At 58.1% G+C, this 16,090-nt stretch carries 15 protein-coding genes; 8 read left to right on the forward strand and 7 right to left on the reverse strand.

The annotated features are described in order from the left end of the window. Positions 1-149 precede the first annotated feature (149 nt). The 7 genes from RSQ48_RS06605 (at position 150) to RSQ48_RS06635 (ending at position 9,123) form a co-directional block, all read left to right on the forward strand. A complete protein-coding gene (locus RSQ48_RS06605; protein WP_415302260.1) occupies positions 150-902 on the forward strand; it encodes a type 1 glutamine amidotransferase in 753 nt (250 codons plus the stop codon). Between the two features lie 76 nt (positions 903-978). Then, on the forward strand, positions 979-1,074 hold the full coding sequence (gene kdpF / locus RSQ48_RS06610) for a K(+)-transporting ATPase subunit F (RefSeq protein WP_100214825.1): 96 nt from the start codon (positions 979-981) through the stop codon (positions 1,072-1,074). 137 nt (positions 1,075-1,211) lie between these two features. Then, positions 1,212-2,915, forward strand: coding sequence for a potassium-transporting ATPase subunit KdpA (kdpA, locus tag RSQ48_RS06615; protein WP_415302261.1), 1,704 nt, complete (start codon positions 1,212-1,214; stop codon positions 2,913-2,915). Positions 2,916-2,927: 12 nt separating this feature from the next. After that, positions 2,928-3,602: a potassium-transporting ATPase subunit KdpC gene (gene kdpC / locus RSQ48_RS06620; protein WP_415302262.1), complete on the forward strand. Its 675-nt coding sequence runs from the start codon at positions 2,928-2,930 to the stop codon at positions 3,600-3,602. Between the two features lie 38 nt (positions 3,603-3,640). Then, complete coding sequence (gene kdpB / locus RSQ48_RS06625; RefSeq protein ID WP_415302356.1) at positions 3,641-5,701, forward strand: potassium-transporting ATPase subunit KdpB; 2,061 nt, start codon at positions 3,641-3,643, stop codon at positions 5,699-5,701. Between the two features lie 45 nt (positions 5,702-5,746). Continuing rightward, on the forward strand, positions 5,747-8,419 hold the full coding sequence (locus tag RSQ48_RS06630) for a DUF4118 domain-containing protein (RefSeq protein WP_415302263.1): 2,673 nt from the start codon (positions 5,747-5,749) through the stop codon (positions 8,417-8,419). Next, complete coding sequence (locus tag RSQ48_RS06635; RefSeq protein WP_336579633.1) at positions 8,416-9,123, forward strand: response regulator; 708 nt, start codon at positions 8,416-8,418, stop codon at positions 9,121-9,123. The genes RSQ48_RS06630 and RSQ48_RS06635 overlap by 4 nt, the downstream gene beginning before the upstream one ends. A gap of 66 nt (positions 9,124-9,189) precedes the next feature. Here the strand turns inward: RSQ48_RS06635 and argF are convergent, their stop codons facing one another. Further along, the gene (gene argF / locus RSQ48_RS06640) at positions 9,190-10,131 is read right to left on the reverse strand and encodes an ornithine carbamoyltransferase (RefSeq protein ID WP_039943281.1); all 942 of its coding nucleotides are present in this window, start codon (positions 10,129-10,131) and stop codon (positions 9,190-9,192) included. A gap of 252 nt (positions 10,132-10,383) precedes the next feature. On the opposite strand from argF, the gene RSQ48_RS06645 reads away from it, so the two are divergent. Further along, the gene (locus tag RSQ48_RS06645; RefSeq protein ID WP_003801512.1) at positions 10,384-10,698 is read left to right on the forward strand and encodes a DUF3579 domain-containing protein; all 315 of its coding nucleotides are present in this window, start codon (positions 10,384-10,386) and stop codon (positions 10,696-10,698) included. A gap of 58 nt (positions 10,699-10,756) precedes the next feature. Here RSQ48_RS06645 and RSQ48_RS06650 read toward each other — a convergent pair whose 3' ends face one another. The 6 genes from RSQ48_RS06650 to kdsB form a co-directional block, all read right to left on the reverse strand. After that, a complete protein-coding gene (locus RSQ48_RS06650) occupies positions 10,757-11,698 on the reverse strand; it encodes a 2-hydroxyacid dehydrogenase (protein ID WP_039943280.1) in 942 nt (313 codons plus the stop codon). Between the two features lie 157 nt (positions 11,699-11,855). Further along, on the reverse strand, positions 11,856-12,119 hold the full coding sequence (rpsT, locus tag RSQ48_RS06655; RefSeq protein WP_003801510.1) for a 30S ribosomal protein S20: 264 nt from the start codon (positions 12,117-12,119) through the stop codon (positions 11,856-11,858). 56 nt (positions 12,120-12,175) lie between these two features. Further along, entirely contained in the window at positions 12,176-13,729 is a 1,554-nt protein-coding gene (gene murJ, locus RSQ48_RS06660) for a murein biosynthesis integral membrane protein MurJ (RefSeq protein ID WP_003801509.1), read from the reverse strand. 18 nt (positions 13,730-13,747) lie between these two features. Further along, positions 13,748-14,512 carry a 3-hydroxyacyl-CoA dehydrogenase gene (locus tag RSQ48_RS06665; protein ID WP_003801508.1) on the reverse strand — a complete coding sequence of 255 codons (765 nt, stop codon included), beginning with the start codon at positions 14,510-14,512 and terminating at the stop codon, positions 13,748-13,750. A 57-nt stretch (positions 14,513-14,569) separates the two neighbouring features. Next, on the reverse strand, positions 14,570-15,226 hold the full coding sequence (adk, locus tag RSQ48_RS06670) for an adenylate kinase (protein ID WP_003801506.1): 657 nt from the start codon (positions 15,224-15,226) through the stop codon (positions 14,570-14,572). Positions 15,227-15,325: 99 nt separating this feature from the next. Further along, positions 15,326-16,090 carry a 3-deoxy-manno-octulosonate cytidylyltransferase gene (kdsB, locus tag RSQ48_RS06675; RefSeq protein WP_219235914.1) on the reverse strand — a complete coding sequence of 255 codons (765 nt, stop codon included), beginning with the start codon at positions 16,088-16,090 and terminating at the stop codon, positions 15,326-15,328.

The following is a 16,090-nucleotide window of genomic DNA, read 5'->3' on the forward strand; positions in this document are numbered from 1 at the left end:
CAAATGACGAACTGTGTTTTTGTTTGCAGCAGACATCCCCTTGATGCCACTTATACGAGCCTGATCGCAAACAGATCCTGGTCTTGATACGGCCAGTTCTACAGTGAGTTCTCTTGAACAACAGGCCTGCGCGGTCAGGCATTCACGTCATGAAACCCATTCTTGTTTTGCAGCACGAGGCCACGCAAGGGCCGGGAGTGCTGCTGGATCATCTGGAGAGCCATGGTCTTCCCCATCACTTGTGCATGTCGCCGCTGGAGGGCGGGGCGCCGGTATCCGCTCGTGATTACAGCGGGGTGGTCGTGCTGGGCAGTGATCGCAGTGTTCATGATTGTTTGCCCTGGATAGAGCAGGAGCACGAACTATTGCAGGACGCGGTTCGGCGCCATGTTCCGGTTCTGGGCCATTGCTTTGGGGCGCAACTGCTGGCTCGTTGCCTTGGGGCTCAAGTGCAACGCAACCCATATCCGAGCATAGGTTGGGGCCAGGTTTGGAGCAGCCCTTACGCGCAGCGTGTCATGGGCCTGCCCAAGCGTGCCATGCTGTTTAACTGGCATTACGACACCTTCCAGATTCCCTCGGGGGCCAGCCGGACTTTATACGGTCCTCATTGCTTGAATAAAGGTTTCTGCCTGGGTCCGCATTGGGCCTTTCAAGGCCATCTGGAAGTGACCGCCGATAGCATCCGACAGTGGTGCGACCACGGCCGCCACGAGCTGGAGCAGGTGTACGGTCCTGCGGCTCAGGATGCACAACATATCTTGTGGGGCCTGGATCAGCATTTAAGCCCCTTGCACCTTATTGCCAGACAGGCCTATCAACGCTGGACAGACCAGTTGATGGAGCGTGCCGGCCTCGCCCTGGTCCAAATCCATATGCCGTCTTTATACGTGGGCCAGTAAACACTGCTCTGAATTTATGCCGTCACTCTTAGACTGTCTCTGTCTGCTGCAAGTCAGCATTGATCGGGAGTTCAGGATGACAGCGTCCTTTTTTACGGTTCTGGCAGCAGGGGTATCGCTGGGGCTGTTTATCTATTTGTTCTATGCCTTGCTCAAGGCCGAAAACTTCTAAGTTCAGGCTGGCAAGTGTTCATTGTTTGGAACAGGTGTGCATATGAGTGATTTTTTATTCTTAGCGGTGCTGTTCGCATTCTTTGCGATGGCGACCGGATTTGTGCTCGGTCTTGAAAAACTGTAAGAGGGGCTGTCATGCTGGACGATTTGATGCAGTTCCTGGTGGTTCTGGCCGTCTCTACGGTCTTGTTAGTGGTGGTGGGCAAGTGGATTGCCCATTTTTTCTGTAGCCCGAAGCACAGTTTGATTGAGCGTGGCACGTATCGGCTGTTGGGGGTGAACCCGGACGAGAAGATGTCCTGGAAGCGATATGCGCTGGCGCTGTTGTTAAGCAATGCCGCCATGTTGCTTTTGGGATATGTTCTTTTGCGGGTGCAGGGCGGGATACCGGGAGACAGCCTGCAGCGTGTGGCCCAGTCTCCTGACCTGGCTTTTAATACGGCCATCTCCTTTACGACCAATACCAACTGGCAGGCGTATTCGGGGGAGTCCAGTCTGTCCAATTTTTCCCAGATGGCGGCCATCACCTTTCTGATGATGATCAGTGCCACAACAGGTCTGGCGGCGGCAGGCGGTTTCATCCGTGGTTTAAGCCGGAAAAGTTCGGCTGATATTGGCAACTACTGGGTGGACTTCACTCGTTCTTTGTATCGCCTGCTCTTGCCGTGCAGCTTCTTGCTGGCCTTGCTTTATATCTGGCAGGGTATGCCGCAGACACTGGCGTCTGATGTCGTGGTCAACACGCTGGAAGGGCTTAAGCAGCAGATTATTCTGGGGCCAGTGGCCAGCCTTGAAAGCATCAAGCATGTGGGAACCAATGGGGGCGGTTTTTTTGGCATGAATGCGGCCCATCCTTTTGAAAATCCCACCCCGCTGACCAATACCATTCACATGCTCAGCATGTTGCTGGTTCCCTCGTCCCTGACCTATGCCTTTGGCACCATGCTGAGCCGCCGTCGCCAGGGTTGGGCATTTTTTGCCGCTTTTCTGGTGATGTTCGTGGGCTTTCTGGCCCTGATTTACAGCGCTGAACAAGCCGGTAATCCCTTGCTGACTCCTTTAGGGGTGGACCAGACTCAAAGCAGCACGCAGGGTGGAGGCAACCTGGAGGGTAAGGAGCTGCGTTTCGGGGTGGCGCAAAGCAGTCTGTTTGCCACAGTGACCACGGCCGCGACCACTGGCTCGGTCGATGCCATGCATTCGTCGCTGACTCCTTTGGGTGGTCTGGTGCCGATTGCCCAAATGATGCTGAACAATGTGTTTGGCGGGATCGGGGTGGGCTTTATCAGTCTGGTCAGCTACGCCATTTTGACGGTCTTTCTGGTGGGGATGATGATAGGGCGCAGCCCCGAGTTTCTGGGCAAGAAGATTGAGGCGCGGGAGATGAAGTACGTGATGCTGGCCATGTTGGCGCATGCCTTCAGCATCCTGGGCTTTACCGCTTTGGCCAGCCTGCAGCCCTCGACCCTGGACAGTCTGTCCAATATGGGCCCGCATGGCTTTAGCGAGGTGCTCTACGCCTACACCTCGGGCACGGCCAATAACGGTTCAGCCTTCGCAGGCTTTAATGCGAACACTCCTTTCTTCAATACGACGATAGGGCTGGCGATGCTGGTTGGGCGGTATCTGACCTTGCTGCCCTTGCTGGCTTTGGCCGGTGTGCTGGCCGCCAAGAAAGCGGTTCCTGCGGGTCCAGGCACCTTGTCGACGGCTACCCCCTTATTTACGGGTCTGTTGATTTTTGTGGTTCTGGTGGTGGGCGGGTTGACGTTCCTGCCTGCATTGGCGCTGGGCCCGATTGTGGAGCACCTGTTGATGCTCGATGGCATTACTTTTTGAGGATTGACCGTCATGTCTACCCATCACTTTTTGGTTTCGACACTGGCTGCCCCGACGATGAGAAGCTTGTTGCGGCCGGTATTGGTGTCTGCTGTGTTTTTTATGCTGTTGACGGGCATTGCCTACCCCTTGGCCACGACCTTTATCGGCACCGCCCTGTTCCCGGTTCAGGCAAAGGGCAGCCTGATTCAACGTGATGGCCAGGTCGTAGGCTCCCGCCAGATTGGCCAGTACTTCAGCCAGCCCGCGTATTTTCACGGCCGCCCCAGCGCGACTGTGGGAGTGGACCCGGCAGATCCTTCCCAAAGTATTGCCCAACCCTATAACGCCGCGGCCAGCGGGGCTGGCAATCAGGGCGTGTTAAGCAGCAGTTTGCTGGATGCTGTGGCGGAGCGCAGCAAGGCCTATCGCCTGATGAACGGTTTGGCAGAGGATGCACCCGTGCCGGTGGATGCCGTGACGGCGTCGGCATCGGGGCTGGACCCCCATATCTCGGTAGCCAATGCCCGTTTGCAGGCCGCTCGTATTGCCAGGATGCGGGACATGCCGCTGGCTCAGGTCCAGGTCTTGATCGATCGCTACACCCAGGCCCGTCAATGGGGAGTGCTGGGCGAGCCGCGTGTGCAGGTCTTGGAGCTTAATCTGGCACTGGACAGGGTCAAGCCTGTTCAGCCCGCCGTGCGTTAGGAACAGGTGTCATTATGTCTATTACTGATCTGAAAGCCATGCAAGAGGCGGGTCATTCATCGTCATTGCGCGCCATACCGTGGGGAACGGTGTGCAAGGAAGCCTTCAAAAAACTCTCGCCCCGGGCGCAATTCAAAAACCCGGTGATGTGCGTGGTGTATCTGGGCAGCATTGTGACCAGCTTGCTGGGCACGCAGGCTCTGCTGGGCCAGGGTGAGGCTCCGGCCGGATTCATCTGGTCGGTGTCGGCCTGGTTGTGGTTTACGGTCCTGTTTGCCAATGCGGCCGAGGCCGTAGCGGAAGGGCGGGGCAAGGCGCAAGCCGATGCATTGCGTTCCACCCGCAAGCGGGTCATGGCCAGGGTATTGAAAGAACCCGCGCGCGATAGCCGTGCCTGGTCGGTCCCCAGCGACGAGCTGCTGCCGGGCGCTTACGTGTTGGTTGAGGCAGGCGAGATTATCCCCGCCGATGGGGAGATTTTGCAGGGTGCCGCCTCGGTGGACGAGTCTGCCATCACAGGTGAGTCGGCGCCGGTGATCCGTGAGTCCGGGGGAGACTTCTGTTCCGTCACGGGCGGTACCCGGGTGCTGTCAGACTGGATCGTGATGCGGGTGACCGCCAAACCGGGTGAGGCCTTTCTGGATCGCATGATAGCAATGGTGGAGGGGGCCAGGCGTGGCAAAACCCCCAACGAGATTGCTTTGACGATTTTACTGGTGGCCTTGACGCTGATCTTCTTGCTGGTGTGCGTCACCTTGTTGCCTTTTTCCAGCTTTGCGACGGTGCTGACCGGACAAGGTTCACCTGTCACGATGACAGCCCTGATTGCTTTGTTGGTGTGCCTGATTCCCACCACCATCGGCGCCTTGCTGTCGGCAGTGGGGGTTGCTGGCATGAGCCGCATGATGCAAGCCAATGTGCTGGCGAGTTCTGGCCGCGCTATCGAGGCAGCCGGGGATGTGGATGTTTTGCTGCTGGACAAGACCGGCACGATCACGCTGGGCAACCGGGAAGCCTGGGCGTTTCTGCCCGCGCCGCAGGTGTCTGAGCAGGCTCTGGCCGATGCCGCCCAATTGGCCTCGCTGGCGGACGAGACTCCCGAGGGGCGCTCCATTGTGGTCTTGGCCAAGCAACTGTTTCATTTGCGAGGCCGTGAGCTGCATAGCGCGCGAACCATTGCCTTTAGCGCCCATACCCGCATGAGTGGAATTGATATTGACGGTCGTCAGATCCGAAAAGGCGCGGCGAGCACGATGCGCGCTCACATTGAATCGTTGGGAGGTATTTTTCCGCCTGAACTGGATGGTCTGGTCAATGAGCTGGCGCGACGGGGCAGCACGCCGCTGGTGGTGACCGAAGGCAATAAAGCGCTGGGCGTGGTGGAGCTGAAAGACATCGTCAAAGGCGGGATCAAGGAGCGGTTTGCTGAGCTGCGGGCTATGGGGATCAAGACCATCATGATTACCGGGGACAACCCGTTGACGGCCGCAGCCATCGCGGCCGAGGCCGGGGTGGATGACTATCTGGCCGAAGCCACGCCGGAGGACAAGCTGCAGTTGATCCGGCGTTATCAGGATGAAGGGCGACTGGTTGCCATGACGGGTGACGGGACCAATGATGCTCCTGCGCTGGCCCAGGCTGATGTGGCTGTGGCGATGAACAGTGGCACGCAGGCGGCCAAAGAGGCGGGCAATATGGTCGATCTGGACAGCAATCCCACCAAGCTGTTGCGAGTGGTGGAAGTGGGCAAACAGATGATTATGACCCGCGGCGCCTTGACGACTTTCAGTATCGCAAATGATCTGGCCAAGTACTTTGCGATTATTCCCGCGGCTTTTGTAGTCACTTATCCCGCTCTGGGTGCCTTGAATGTGATGCAGTTGCACAGCCCGGCCACTGCCATTCTGTCTGCAGTCATTTTCAATGCCCTGATTATCATCGCTCTGATTCCCTTGGCCTTGCGGGGGGTGAAATACCGTGCCGAACCGGCCAGCCGTTTACTCAAGCGAAACCTCTTGATTTACGGCCTGGGCGGGCTGATCGCTCCGTTTGTCGGCATCAAGTTGATTGATCTGCTGCTGACGCCGTTTTTTGGATAAGAGCGTAAGATCATTACCAGTTTTCTGCAGGGAGTACACAGACCCATGTCGCTTGAAGATAGGCCGGACCCGGATGAGCTGTTGCAGGTGGTTGGCGAGGACCCGCACCAGCCTCGCCGGGGGCAGCTCAAGATCTTCTTTGGAGCGTGCGCCGGTGTGGGGAAAACCTACGCCATGCTCAAGGAAGCGCATCAGCGTCAGTCCGAGGGAGTGTCCGTTGCGATTGGTATTGTGGAGACGCATGGCCGTCAGGAAACACAGACGTTGCTGCAGGGGCTGCCCGTACTGGCGCGCAAGGAGTATCAGCGTCAGGGACGGGTGGTCACCGAGTTTGATCTGGATGCGGCCCTTGTGTCGGGGTATCAGTTGCTGCTGGTCGATGAGCTGGCCCATTCCAATCTTGAGGGTAGCCGTCATGCCAAACGCTGGCAGGATGTGGAAGAGCTGCTGGATGCGGGAATCGATGTGTATACCGCGTTGAATGTGCAACATCTGGACAGCCTGAATGAGGTGGTGGGGGGCATTGTCGGGGTGCGGGTTCGGGAGACCGTTCCAGACCGGATATTTGATCGTGCGGCCGATGTGCTGCTGGTGGATCTGCCCCCGGATGATCTGTTGGCTCGCTTGAATGCCGGCAAAGTGTATCTGGCGGACTCGGTGGCCCAGGCGCGTCAACACTTCTTTCGTCGGGGCAATCTGATTGCCTTGCGTGAACTGGCCTTGCGTCGCGTGGCGGACCGGGTCAATGCCGATGTGCATGTCTACCGAATCTCCCATGCCATACGAACCGTCTGGCCTACTCGTGAACTGTTAATGGTGTGCGTCAGTGCGGACAGTGCCCAGGAAGCGCTGATTCGGGAGGGGGCGCGGCTGGCCCAGCAATGGCAAACGCCCTGGATCGTGCTGCATGTGGACACGCCATCGGAAAGCGGTCAGATCAAGGCGCAGGAAGCGCTGGTGCGCCTGGCGGCCAGTGCGCAGCATGCCGGCGCTGAGTTTGCCAATATTGCCGGTCAGGATGTGGCTCATACCGTCCTGGCCTACGCACGGCAACGCAATGCCACCAAGTTGATTCTGGGTAACTCCTCGGCACGTTCGCGCTGGCCCTGGCGGCCTGCCTTGTCGGAGCGGCTGGCGCGTAGCAACCCCGAGATTGGCCTGCTGCTCGTGCGTGTGGATACGGTTCAGCGACCTATCCGCCCCCTTGAGCTGCTGGAGACCCCCATGGCGCAGGGCAAAGCCCTGTCGATTGCCTCCATCATCTGTGTGGTGACGACCTTGCTGGCGGAGCAGTTGTTGCCGTTTTTTGAACTCTCCAATGTGATCATGCTGTTTTTGATCACGGTGGTCTTTACCGCCTTGCGCTTGGGACGGTTGGCCGGTGTGTGGGCCTCGCTGTTGTCGGTGGCCTTCTTTGATTTTTTCTTTGTGGAACCCCGCTATTCGTTTTCGGTTACGGATACCCAGTATGTCTTCACGTTTGGTGTGATGTTGGTGGTGGCCTTGATTATTGGTCAGCTGGCAGCCCGTTTGCAGGCCGAGGCACGAGCGGCGCGCGATGGCGAGCGCCGGGCGGCCGCGTTGACGCGTGTCAGTCGGGATCTGGCCGGGGCGCTGGCATTGGAGCAGGTGCTGGCCGTGTGCCGCGATACCCTGGAGCCTTTGTTTGAGATGCCGATGGTGCTGGTTGTGCCGGATCAGCATAATCAGCTGGTCGCAACTCGCCATACGAGCTTTGTGGAGCTTTCAGTCGCGCAATGGGTGTTCGACCACATGGAAGCGGCGGGCAAGGGAACTGAAACCCTGAATGGGGCCAGTGCCTTGTACTTGCCCTTGAAAGGCCCGATGGCCCCGCGTGGTGTGCTGGTGGTACAGTCTGGCGCGGCAGCTTCGTTACGAACACCCGATGGGCGGCGCTTGCTGGATGCGTGCTGCTTTATATTGGCGCAAGCTCTTGAACGCATTCACTATGTGGCCATCGCCCAAGACACGGTGCTGCGCATGGAGGGGGAGAAAATGCGCAATACCTTGCTGTCGGCCGTCTCGCATGATTTACGTACGCCCTTGACTGTGATCCGGGGTCTGGCTGAAACCCTGGAGCAACCCAAGGGCCTGGGTGAAACAGAACAGCGCGATATTGCGAGGGCCATACGTGTGGAGTCTGATGAGTTGCGTCGTCAGGTGTCCAACTTGCTGGACCTGGCCCGTATGCAAAATGAAGGAGTCAAACTGCACAAGGAGTGGCATGCCTTGGGCGATATTGTGGGGATTGCGCTTGCCCGTTGCGCGGCCGCCTTGCAGCCTCGTCAGGTCGTGACCGAGTTCGCTGCGGACCTGCCGTTAGTCGAAGTCGATGGTGTCATGTTGGAGAGGGTGGTGACGAATCTGCTGGATAATGCCGCCAAGTACACGCCCGATACCAGCACGATCTGGCTGAGGGGGGTGTGGGCGGGTCAGTCCATGTATTTGCTGATCAGCGATGATGGTCCCGGTTTGCCACCAGGGGATCCCGAGCGATTGTTTGATACTTTCACACGGGGACAGAAAGAATCCTCCGTGGCGGGGGTGGGCTTGGGGCTGGGACTGTGTCGAACGATTATTGCTGCACATGGTGGTACGATCAGCGCCAGGCCGCGCTTGCCGCAGGGGGTGGTCTTTGAGATTCGCCTGCCCTGGAAAGCGGCCCCCCGTATGGAGAGTGACGAGCTACCGACATGAACAAAGCCCAGATACTGATCGTGGAGGATGAATCCAATATCCGTCGTTTCGTACGGATTGCCCTGGAGCAGGAGGGCATGGCCGTGATCGAAGCCAGCACCTTGGCGCAAGCGCGTATGGACGCGGCAACCCGTCGTCCCGACTTGATGATTGTGGATTTGGGTCTGCCAGACGGAGACGGCAAGGACTTGATTCGCGATCTGCGCGGCTGGGTCTATTCTCCGATTCTGGTCCTGTCTGCCCGGGATCGAGAAGAAGAGAAGGTGGCGGCCCTGAATGCCGGCGCGGATGACTATCTGGCCAAACCCTTTGGCGTGCCGGAGCTGTTGGCCCGTATACGCGCTTTGTTGCGGCGCTCCCAATTGGTGCCAAACGTGCAGGTAGCCTCCTCGCGGGTCCGCTTTGGAGGGGTGCAGGTCGATCTGGCGTCTCATGAGGTGACGCGGGATGGGCAGGCCGTGCATTTGACGCCTATTGAGTTTCGTCTCCTGACGGCCCTGATTCGGGGGCATGGCAAGGTATTGACGCATCAACATTTGTTGCACGAAACCTGGGGGCCTGCTTACTCAGACCGGCCGCATTATCTGCGGGTGTACATGATGCAGTTGCGTCAAAAGCTGGAGCAGGATGCCGCACAGCCCAAGCATCTGCTGACGGAACTGCAGGTAGGGTATCGCTTGGCGGGTCTGGAAGTTCAGGCGTAAAAAGAAAAAGGGGATACAACGTATCCCCTTTTACATTGTTGAGCCGTTGGCGTGGCTCTGTGGTGTTCAGGCTTGCTGGCGTCCCAGAATCAGGAACTCCATCAATGCTTTCTGAACATGCAGGCGGTTTTCAGCTTCATCCCAGACCACACTTTGTGGGCCGTCGATGACTTCGCCGGTGACTTCCTCGCCGCGATGAGCGGGCAGGCAATGCATAAAGAGGGCGCTCGGGTCCGCCACATCCATCATCTCCTGATCCACACACCAGTCTGCAAAGGCTTTGCGACGCTCTTCGTTTTCGTCTTCGTAACCCATGCTGGTCCACACGTCCGTGGTAACCAGGTGCGCGCCCTTGCAGGCTTCCAAGGGATCGTCGAATTCGCGCAGAATGCTGGAGTCCGGGTTGCCGGTGCGATCCGACTCCAGGTGGTAGCCGTTAGGGGCCGACACATGCAGCGTGAAGCCCAGAATTTCTGCCGCTTGCAGCCAGGTATACGCCATATTGTTGGCGTCTCCGATCCAGGCCACGGTCTTGCCCTTGATATCGCCGCGATGCTCGATAAAGGTAAAGATGTCGGCCAGAATCTGGCAAGGGTGAAACTCGTTAGTCAGTCCATTGATGACCGGCACTCGCGAGTGGGAGGCAAAGCGTTCCAGGCGGGTCTGCTCGAAGGTGCGGATCATGACGATATCGACCATGCGCGAAACCACGCGTGCGGTATCTTCAATGGGTTCGGAGCGGCCCAGCTGCGAGTCAGTGGTGGTCAAATGAATGACCGAGCCGCCCAGTTGATACATGCCGGCTTCAAACGAGACACGGGTACGGGTGCTGGCTTTTTCAAAAACCATCGCCAAGGTGCGGTCGTGCAATGTGTGGTGCGGCTGATAGCGTTTGAACTTGTCTTTGATCAGGCGTGCGCGTTCCAGCACATATAAAATTTCGTCGTGAGAAAAGTCGCGAAATTGCAGAAAGTGCCGAAGCGGTCCTGCTTGCACGATGGCATCCATAAGAAAATCCTGCGGATAAAGAAAGCCATCTTAACCTGTCCGGCTATTTAGAGCAAAGTCGGACCCTGACGGGGGCAGGACGGGGGTGGGCGTTTGGATAAAAAGGGCAGGGCAAAGTAATGCTTGGCAATAAATTGTCAAGTGGCTAATTTATTGAATCCCGGGCTTTGCGCGGCTGCGATCGGATACAATGCGGAGCGACAAAGGAAAAAGTGCAGCCGACCTGTACTGCACGGTGAGCGATTAATTGTTATGACAGAGCCAGTGAAGCAACTTGTAATCCATGGTGTGACCCGGCAGGATCAGCGTTTTCGTCCCAGCGACTGGGCAGAACGCTTGGCCGGTGTAATGTCCCAGTTTCGCCCGGCTGGGGCGATGGGTGGCCATTTGACCTACTCGCCCTATGTGGTGCCGCGGCTGATTGACGGCGTGCGCTGCGTGGTGGTGGATGCTCGTCTGCGAGAGCTCGAGCCTTTGGCCTGGAAATTCGTCTGTGGCTTTGCGCAAGACAATAATTTGAAAATCAGCGGTATCGATCCCGAGAATATGGACCCTGTTGAGTCCTGATCCTGATTTTGCGCAGTCTGCTCAGTCGCCCCCGTTAAACGGCAGGCGACTTGTTTTTTTATAGTGTCAGCGGCGTCAGTACCTTGCCCGTTTTCTGAAACTGCAAGATGTTTTCCAGTGTCAGCGAGAGCATGGCTTCGCGTGTTTCCCGGGTGGCGCTGGCGGTGTGCGGCGCCAGGACAACCTGGTTCAGATCGCGCAAGGCCGCAGGAACCTGGGGTTCCTTTTCGAAGACATCCAGCCCTGCCGCGCCCAGCCGTCCCTGTTGCAAGGCGGCAATCAATGCCGTTTCATCGACGACACTGCCTCGGGCAATATTGACCAGAATCCCGTGCGGGCCCAGGGCGTTCAGGACGTCGACATTGATCAGTCCCCGTGTTTCATCACCGCCCACGGCGGCGATCACCAGGAAATCTGCCCAATAGGCCAGTTCGATCAGGGACGGTTCATAGTGCCAGGGCACATCGTGGCGCGGACGGCGGTTGTGATAGCGCAGCTCCATATCAAAGCCGCCGGCTCGGCGGGCAATAGTCTGTCCAATGCGGCCTAGCCCCACAATACCCAGTTTCTTGCCGCTCACTCGCGTGCCCAGCCCGAAGCCATTTGGTCGGTCCCAGTGGCCAGCGCGCACATAGCGATCGGATTCAGTGACGCGGCGAGCCGCGTCCAGCAGCAAGGCCCAGGCCATATCGGCCACGCAGTCGTTCAGAACGTCGGGGGTGGTGCTGACTTGAATCCCGCGCTGCCTGGCCGCCTGGACGTCGATAGAGTCGTAGCCTACCCCTACACTGCAAATTGCTTGCAACGCAGGCAGGCGCTCCATCAAGGAAGCGGGGGTGGCGGTGACAGCGCTGGTTAACAATACCTGGACGCGTGCAATCTGCTCGTCAGAGAGCTGATTCAGGTCTTGAAGGGAGATGCGCTCGAAATGACGGTCGATATCGTCAAAATAGGGGTGCTGGGCCAAAGATGCCAGTTGCAGCACGATGGGACGTGTCATGGGGACTCGCTCATGAAAACGCAAATCCATAACTTAGCACGATTGGCCTGCACGTTCAGGCAATGGTTTTGTGGCTAATAAAAAAGGGGTGCTAAGCACCCCTTTTTTAACTGGTTTTTAGGCCAGGGCCGATTAAACCATTAAAAATCTTCAGCAATCAGGCCAGTGCCTTGATAGCAGCAGACAGGCGGCTCTTGTGGCGGGCAGCCTTGTTCTTGTGAATGATGTTCTTGTCGGCAACGCGATCAATGATGCTGGTCGCTTTGCGGAATACTTCGTTAGCAGCAGTTTTGTCGCCGGCTTCGATAGCCTGGCGAACGCGCTTGATAGCGGTACGCAGCATGGAACGGATGCTGGCGTTGTGTTTGTTGCGAGCCACTGCTTGGCGGGCGCGCTTGCGTGCTTGTGCGGTATTAGCCATTTTTAATAAAGCCTAAGTTTTAAAGTTTAATCGGCAAAGACAAATATTCTAGGATACTAAGTGCGCTTTGTAAAGTAAGAGGGCCGAATGCCCACGATAAACAACATACCGAAATAGGAAATGCCGCTGGCAGCCAACACCCCACTCAGGGCCAGTACACGCAGCCAGGGGCTTGCCCCCAGACTGATCCAGTCGATGTGGCGGTCTGCCAGCACGAGGATCGCGGCCAAGGCGAGCAAGGCCGGAATGATTCTCAGGAAAAAACGCAACCAGTCGGGATGGGGCTGGTAAATGCCGCGTTTGCGCAGCATCACCAGTAAGGTCAGGGCGTTGACGGTGGCCCCCAGTCCGATGGACAGCGCCAGTCCCGCATGGGCGAAGGCAGGTACCAGCACAAGATTGAAGAGCTGGGTAATGATGAGAACGGCAATGGCGATACGGACGGGAGTGCGGATATCCTGGCGAGCGTAAAAGCCGGGTGCCAGGATTTTGATGGCCAGCAGGCCGACCAGACCGACTGAATACGCTCCCACCGCCAGGCGGGTCTGAGCGACGTCGGCAGCGGCAAAGGCCCCGTAGTGAAACAGGGTGGCCACCAGACCATCCGAGAGCAAGGCCATGCCCAGTGCAGCAGGCAGACCCAGCAACAGGACCAGGCGCAGGCCCCAGTCAAGCAGGGCGCTGTAGTTCTTGTCATCCTGACCGGCATGGGCGGCAGACAGCTTGGGCAACAGGACGGTACCCAGCGCCACCCCGAGCAGTGCGGTGGGAAACTCCATCAGGCGATCGGCAAAGGATAGCCAGGTGACGCTGCCCGACTGCAGCCAGGTAGCAATATTGGTATTGATCAGCAAGGATATCTGCGCCACAGATACCCCCAGGATGGCGGGCAGCATCTGTTTGAGAATGCGTTGCACGATGGGGTCGCGGCGTGCTTCTCCCAGCCGTAGCGAAAATCGTGGCAGTAGTCCCAGGCGAGCCAGGGCGGCCCACTGCACCAGCAGTTGGGCCAGACCACCGGCCATCACCCCGATAGCCAGGGCATAAATGGGGGTTTCCATGTGTTGGGCCAGAAACAGACTGGCGCCAATCATGGACAGATTCAGCAAGATAGGCGTGAAGGCAGGAATCGCAAAGCGACTCCAGGTATTGAGTACGGCAGAAGCAAACGCCACCAGTGACATACAGATGATGTAGGGGAACATCAAGCGGGTCATGGTGATGGCGGCGCCAAATTCGGTGTGCCGCTCGGGCGAGGTCAAGCCACTGGCCATGGCGCTGACGACCCACGGTGCCGCCACTATACCGATGATGGTCACCAGCATTACGGCAAAGGTCAACAGCAGCGCAACGCGGTCCAGCAACTGCTGGACCTTGTCCTGCTCGTGCTCTTTACGTACCTGCCCCAGAATGGGAACGAAAGCCTGCGAAAACGCGCCTTCCGCAAACAAACGCCGCAGCAGGTTGGGAATGCGAAAGGCCACCCAGAACGCATCGGTAAGCGGGCCCGCCCCAAAGGCGCGGGCAATCAGAATATCGCGTGCCAGTCCGGTAATGCGCGAGAGCAGTGTCAGGCCACTAATCGTGGCCGCCGAGCGAAACAAACCCATTGGAGCCGATGCAGAAAGTTATTTTGGTGCCATACGAATGGCGCCATCCAGACGGATGGTCTCGCCATTGAGCATTTCATTATTGATGATGCTCTGCACCAGTTGGGAGAAATCTTCAGGGCGACCCAGACGTGATGGGAAAGGGATGCTGGCTGCCAGGGAGTCCTGAACTTCCTGGGGCATGGCAAACATCATGGGGGTGCCAAAGATGCCGGGAGCAATCGTCATGACACGAATACCGGTCTGGGCCAGATCGCGAGCCAGGGGTAGGGTCAAGCCCACGACGCCGGCTTTGGAGGCACCGTAAGCGGCTTGTCCGATCTGCCCGTCGTAGGCGGCAACCGAAGCCGTATTGATCAGCACGCCACGCTCGCCCGAGGCTTCGGGGGTATTGCTGCTCATGGCAGCGGCGGCTAGACGACACATATTGAAGGTGCCGACCAGGTTGATCATGACGGTTTTCTGAAACAGCTCCAGCGTGTGTGGGCCATTACGTCCTACGGTGCGCGAGGCAGGGGCCACGCCAGCACAGTTGACCAAACCGAACAGGGGGCGGGCACTGTCCTGGCAAGCCAGATCCACGACGGCCTGGGCGTCTTGCTCCGAGGTGACGTCACAATGCAGGTAATCTTGGCCCAGCTCTTGGGCCAGCGCCTGCCCGGCTTCATCCTGAATGTCGGCAATCACCACACGCGCACCGTGTTCCACCAGCATGCGCACAGTGCCTGCGCCCAGACCGGATGCGCCGCCCGTCACGATAAAAGTCTTGTTATTGATTTGCATGAGCTTGTCTCCCTTGAATAATGAACAACCGGCCCTGGGGGCCGGTTGAATATTGGCTTAGCTTGCCAGGGCGTCCAGGATACGCTGGCGAATCTCATCGACGCTGCCCACGCCGGAAATCTTGCGATAGGCCGGAGCGTGTGGGTCGCCGGTGGCTGACCATTGCGAGTAGTAATCGACCAGAGGGCGGGTCTGCTCGCGATAGACAGACAAGCGGTGGCGGACGGTTTCCTCACGATCATCGTCGCGCTGAAGCAAGGGTTCACCGGTCACATCGTCCACGCCGGGGGTCTTGGGCGGATTGAAGGTGACGTGGTAGCTACGACCGCTGGCTGCATGGATGCGGCGGCCACTCATGCGTTCGATAATGCTCTCTTCGGGCACGTCGATCTCGATCACGAAGTCCAGTTTGACCTGGGCATCTTTCAAGGCGTCGGCCTGGGGGATCGTGCGAGGGAAACCGTCAAACAGGTAGCCGGGCTCACAGTCTGCTTCTTTCAGACGGTCGCGAACCAGCCCGATGATGATGTCATCGGAGACCAGGCCGCCGGCGTCCATGATTTTTTTGGCTTCTACACCCAGCGGGGATTGGGCTTTGACAGCGGCACGCAACATATCGCCCGTGGAAATTTGTGGAATACCAAATTTCTCGGTAATGAAAGCAGCTTGAGTGCCTTTGCCGGCACCAGGGGGCCCGAGCAGTATGAGTCGCATGAATTCCTCCAGGAAATGCGTCGATCCGATTCTCGCTTGATGATGCGTTGCAGCATATTTAGCGCATTTTTTATTCGGAAAGCGCAGAAAAAAGATCTTTTATAACCGATTTGCGAAGTGAGCGCGTACTCTTTCCAGGTCTTGCTCGGTGTCCACGCCTGCAGCAGGAATCTCCTGAAGGCGGTGAACCATAATCTGGAAGCCATTTTCCAGGGCTCTGAGCTGCTCCAGAGACTCAAAATGCTCCAGCGGCCCACGCGGCAACTGGGCGTATTGCTGCAAGAAGCGATTTCGGTAGGCGTACAGGCCAATATGGTGCAATGCGGGAAGCTCGTCGGCCAATATCCGGTCTCCCTGGGCCAGGGTATCACGCGCCCAGGGAATGGGGGCGCGAGAGAAATACAGAGCGCGGTCGTTGAGGTCGCACACGACTTTGACGGCATTGGGATTGAACAGCGTCTCGGCGTTGGTGATCGGAGCCGCCAAGGTGGCAATGTCAGCCTGTCCGCTGCGGGCCAGAAGCTGGGCAGCCGCATTGATATGCTCAGGCTGGATCAGTGGTTCATCCCCTTGCACATTGACCACGATTTCGTCTTCGGCCAGGTCCAGCAGTCTTGCCGCCTGGGCCAGTCTGTCGGTGCCAGTGGGGTGTTCGGCATCGGTCAGCAGGGCATGGAAACCATGGGCCTGAACCGCCTCCAGCACCTGCGGCGAGTCGGTCGCGACCCAGACTTGACGCGCCGCGCTTTGCGCTGCCTGTTGAGCACAACGCACGATCATGGGTTGGCCTGCAATATCGGCCAGCGGTTTGTTGGGCAGGCGGGTTGAGCCCAGGCGGGCCGGGATGATGACGGAAAAGGTCAT

This window comes from Alcaligenes sp. SJTW-7 (assembly GCF_047716895.1).
In the GTDB taxonomy this organism is placed as follows: domain Bacteria; phylum Pseudomonadota; class Gammaproteobacteria; order Burkholderiales; family Burkholderiaceae_B; genus Alcaligenes; species Alcaligenes ammonioxydans.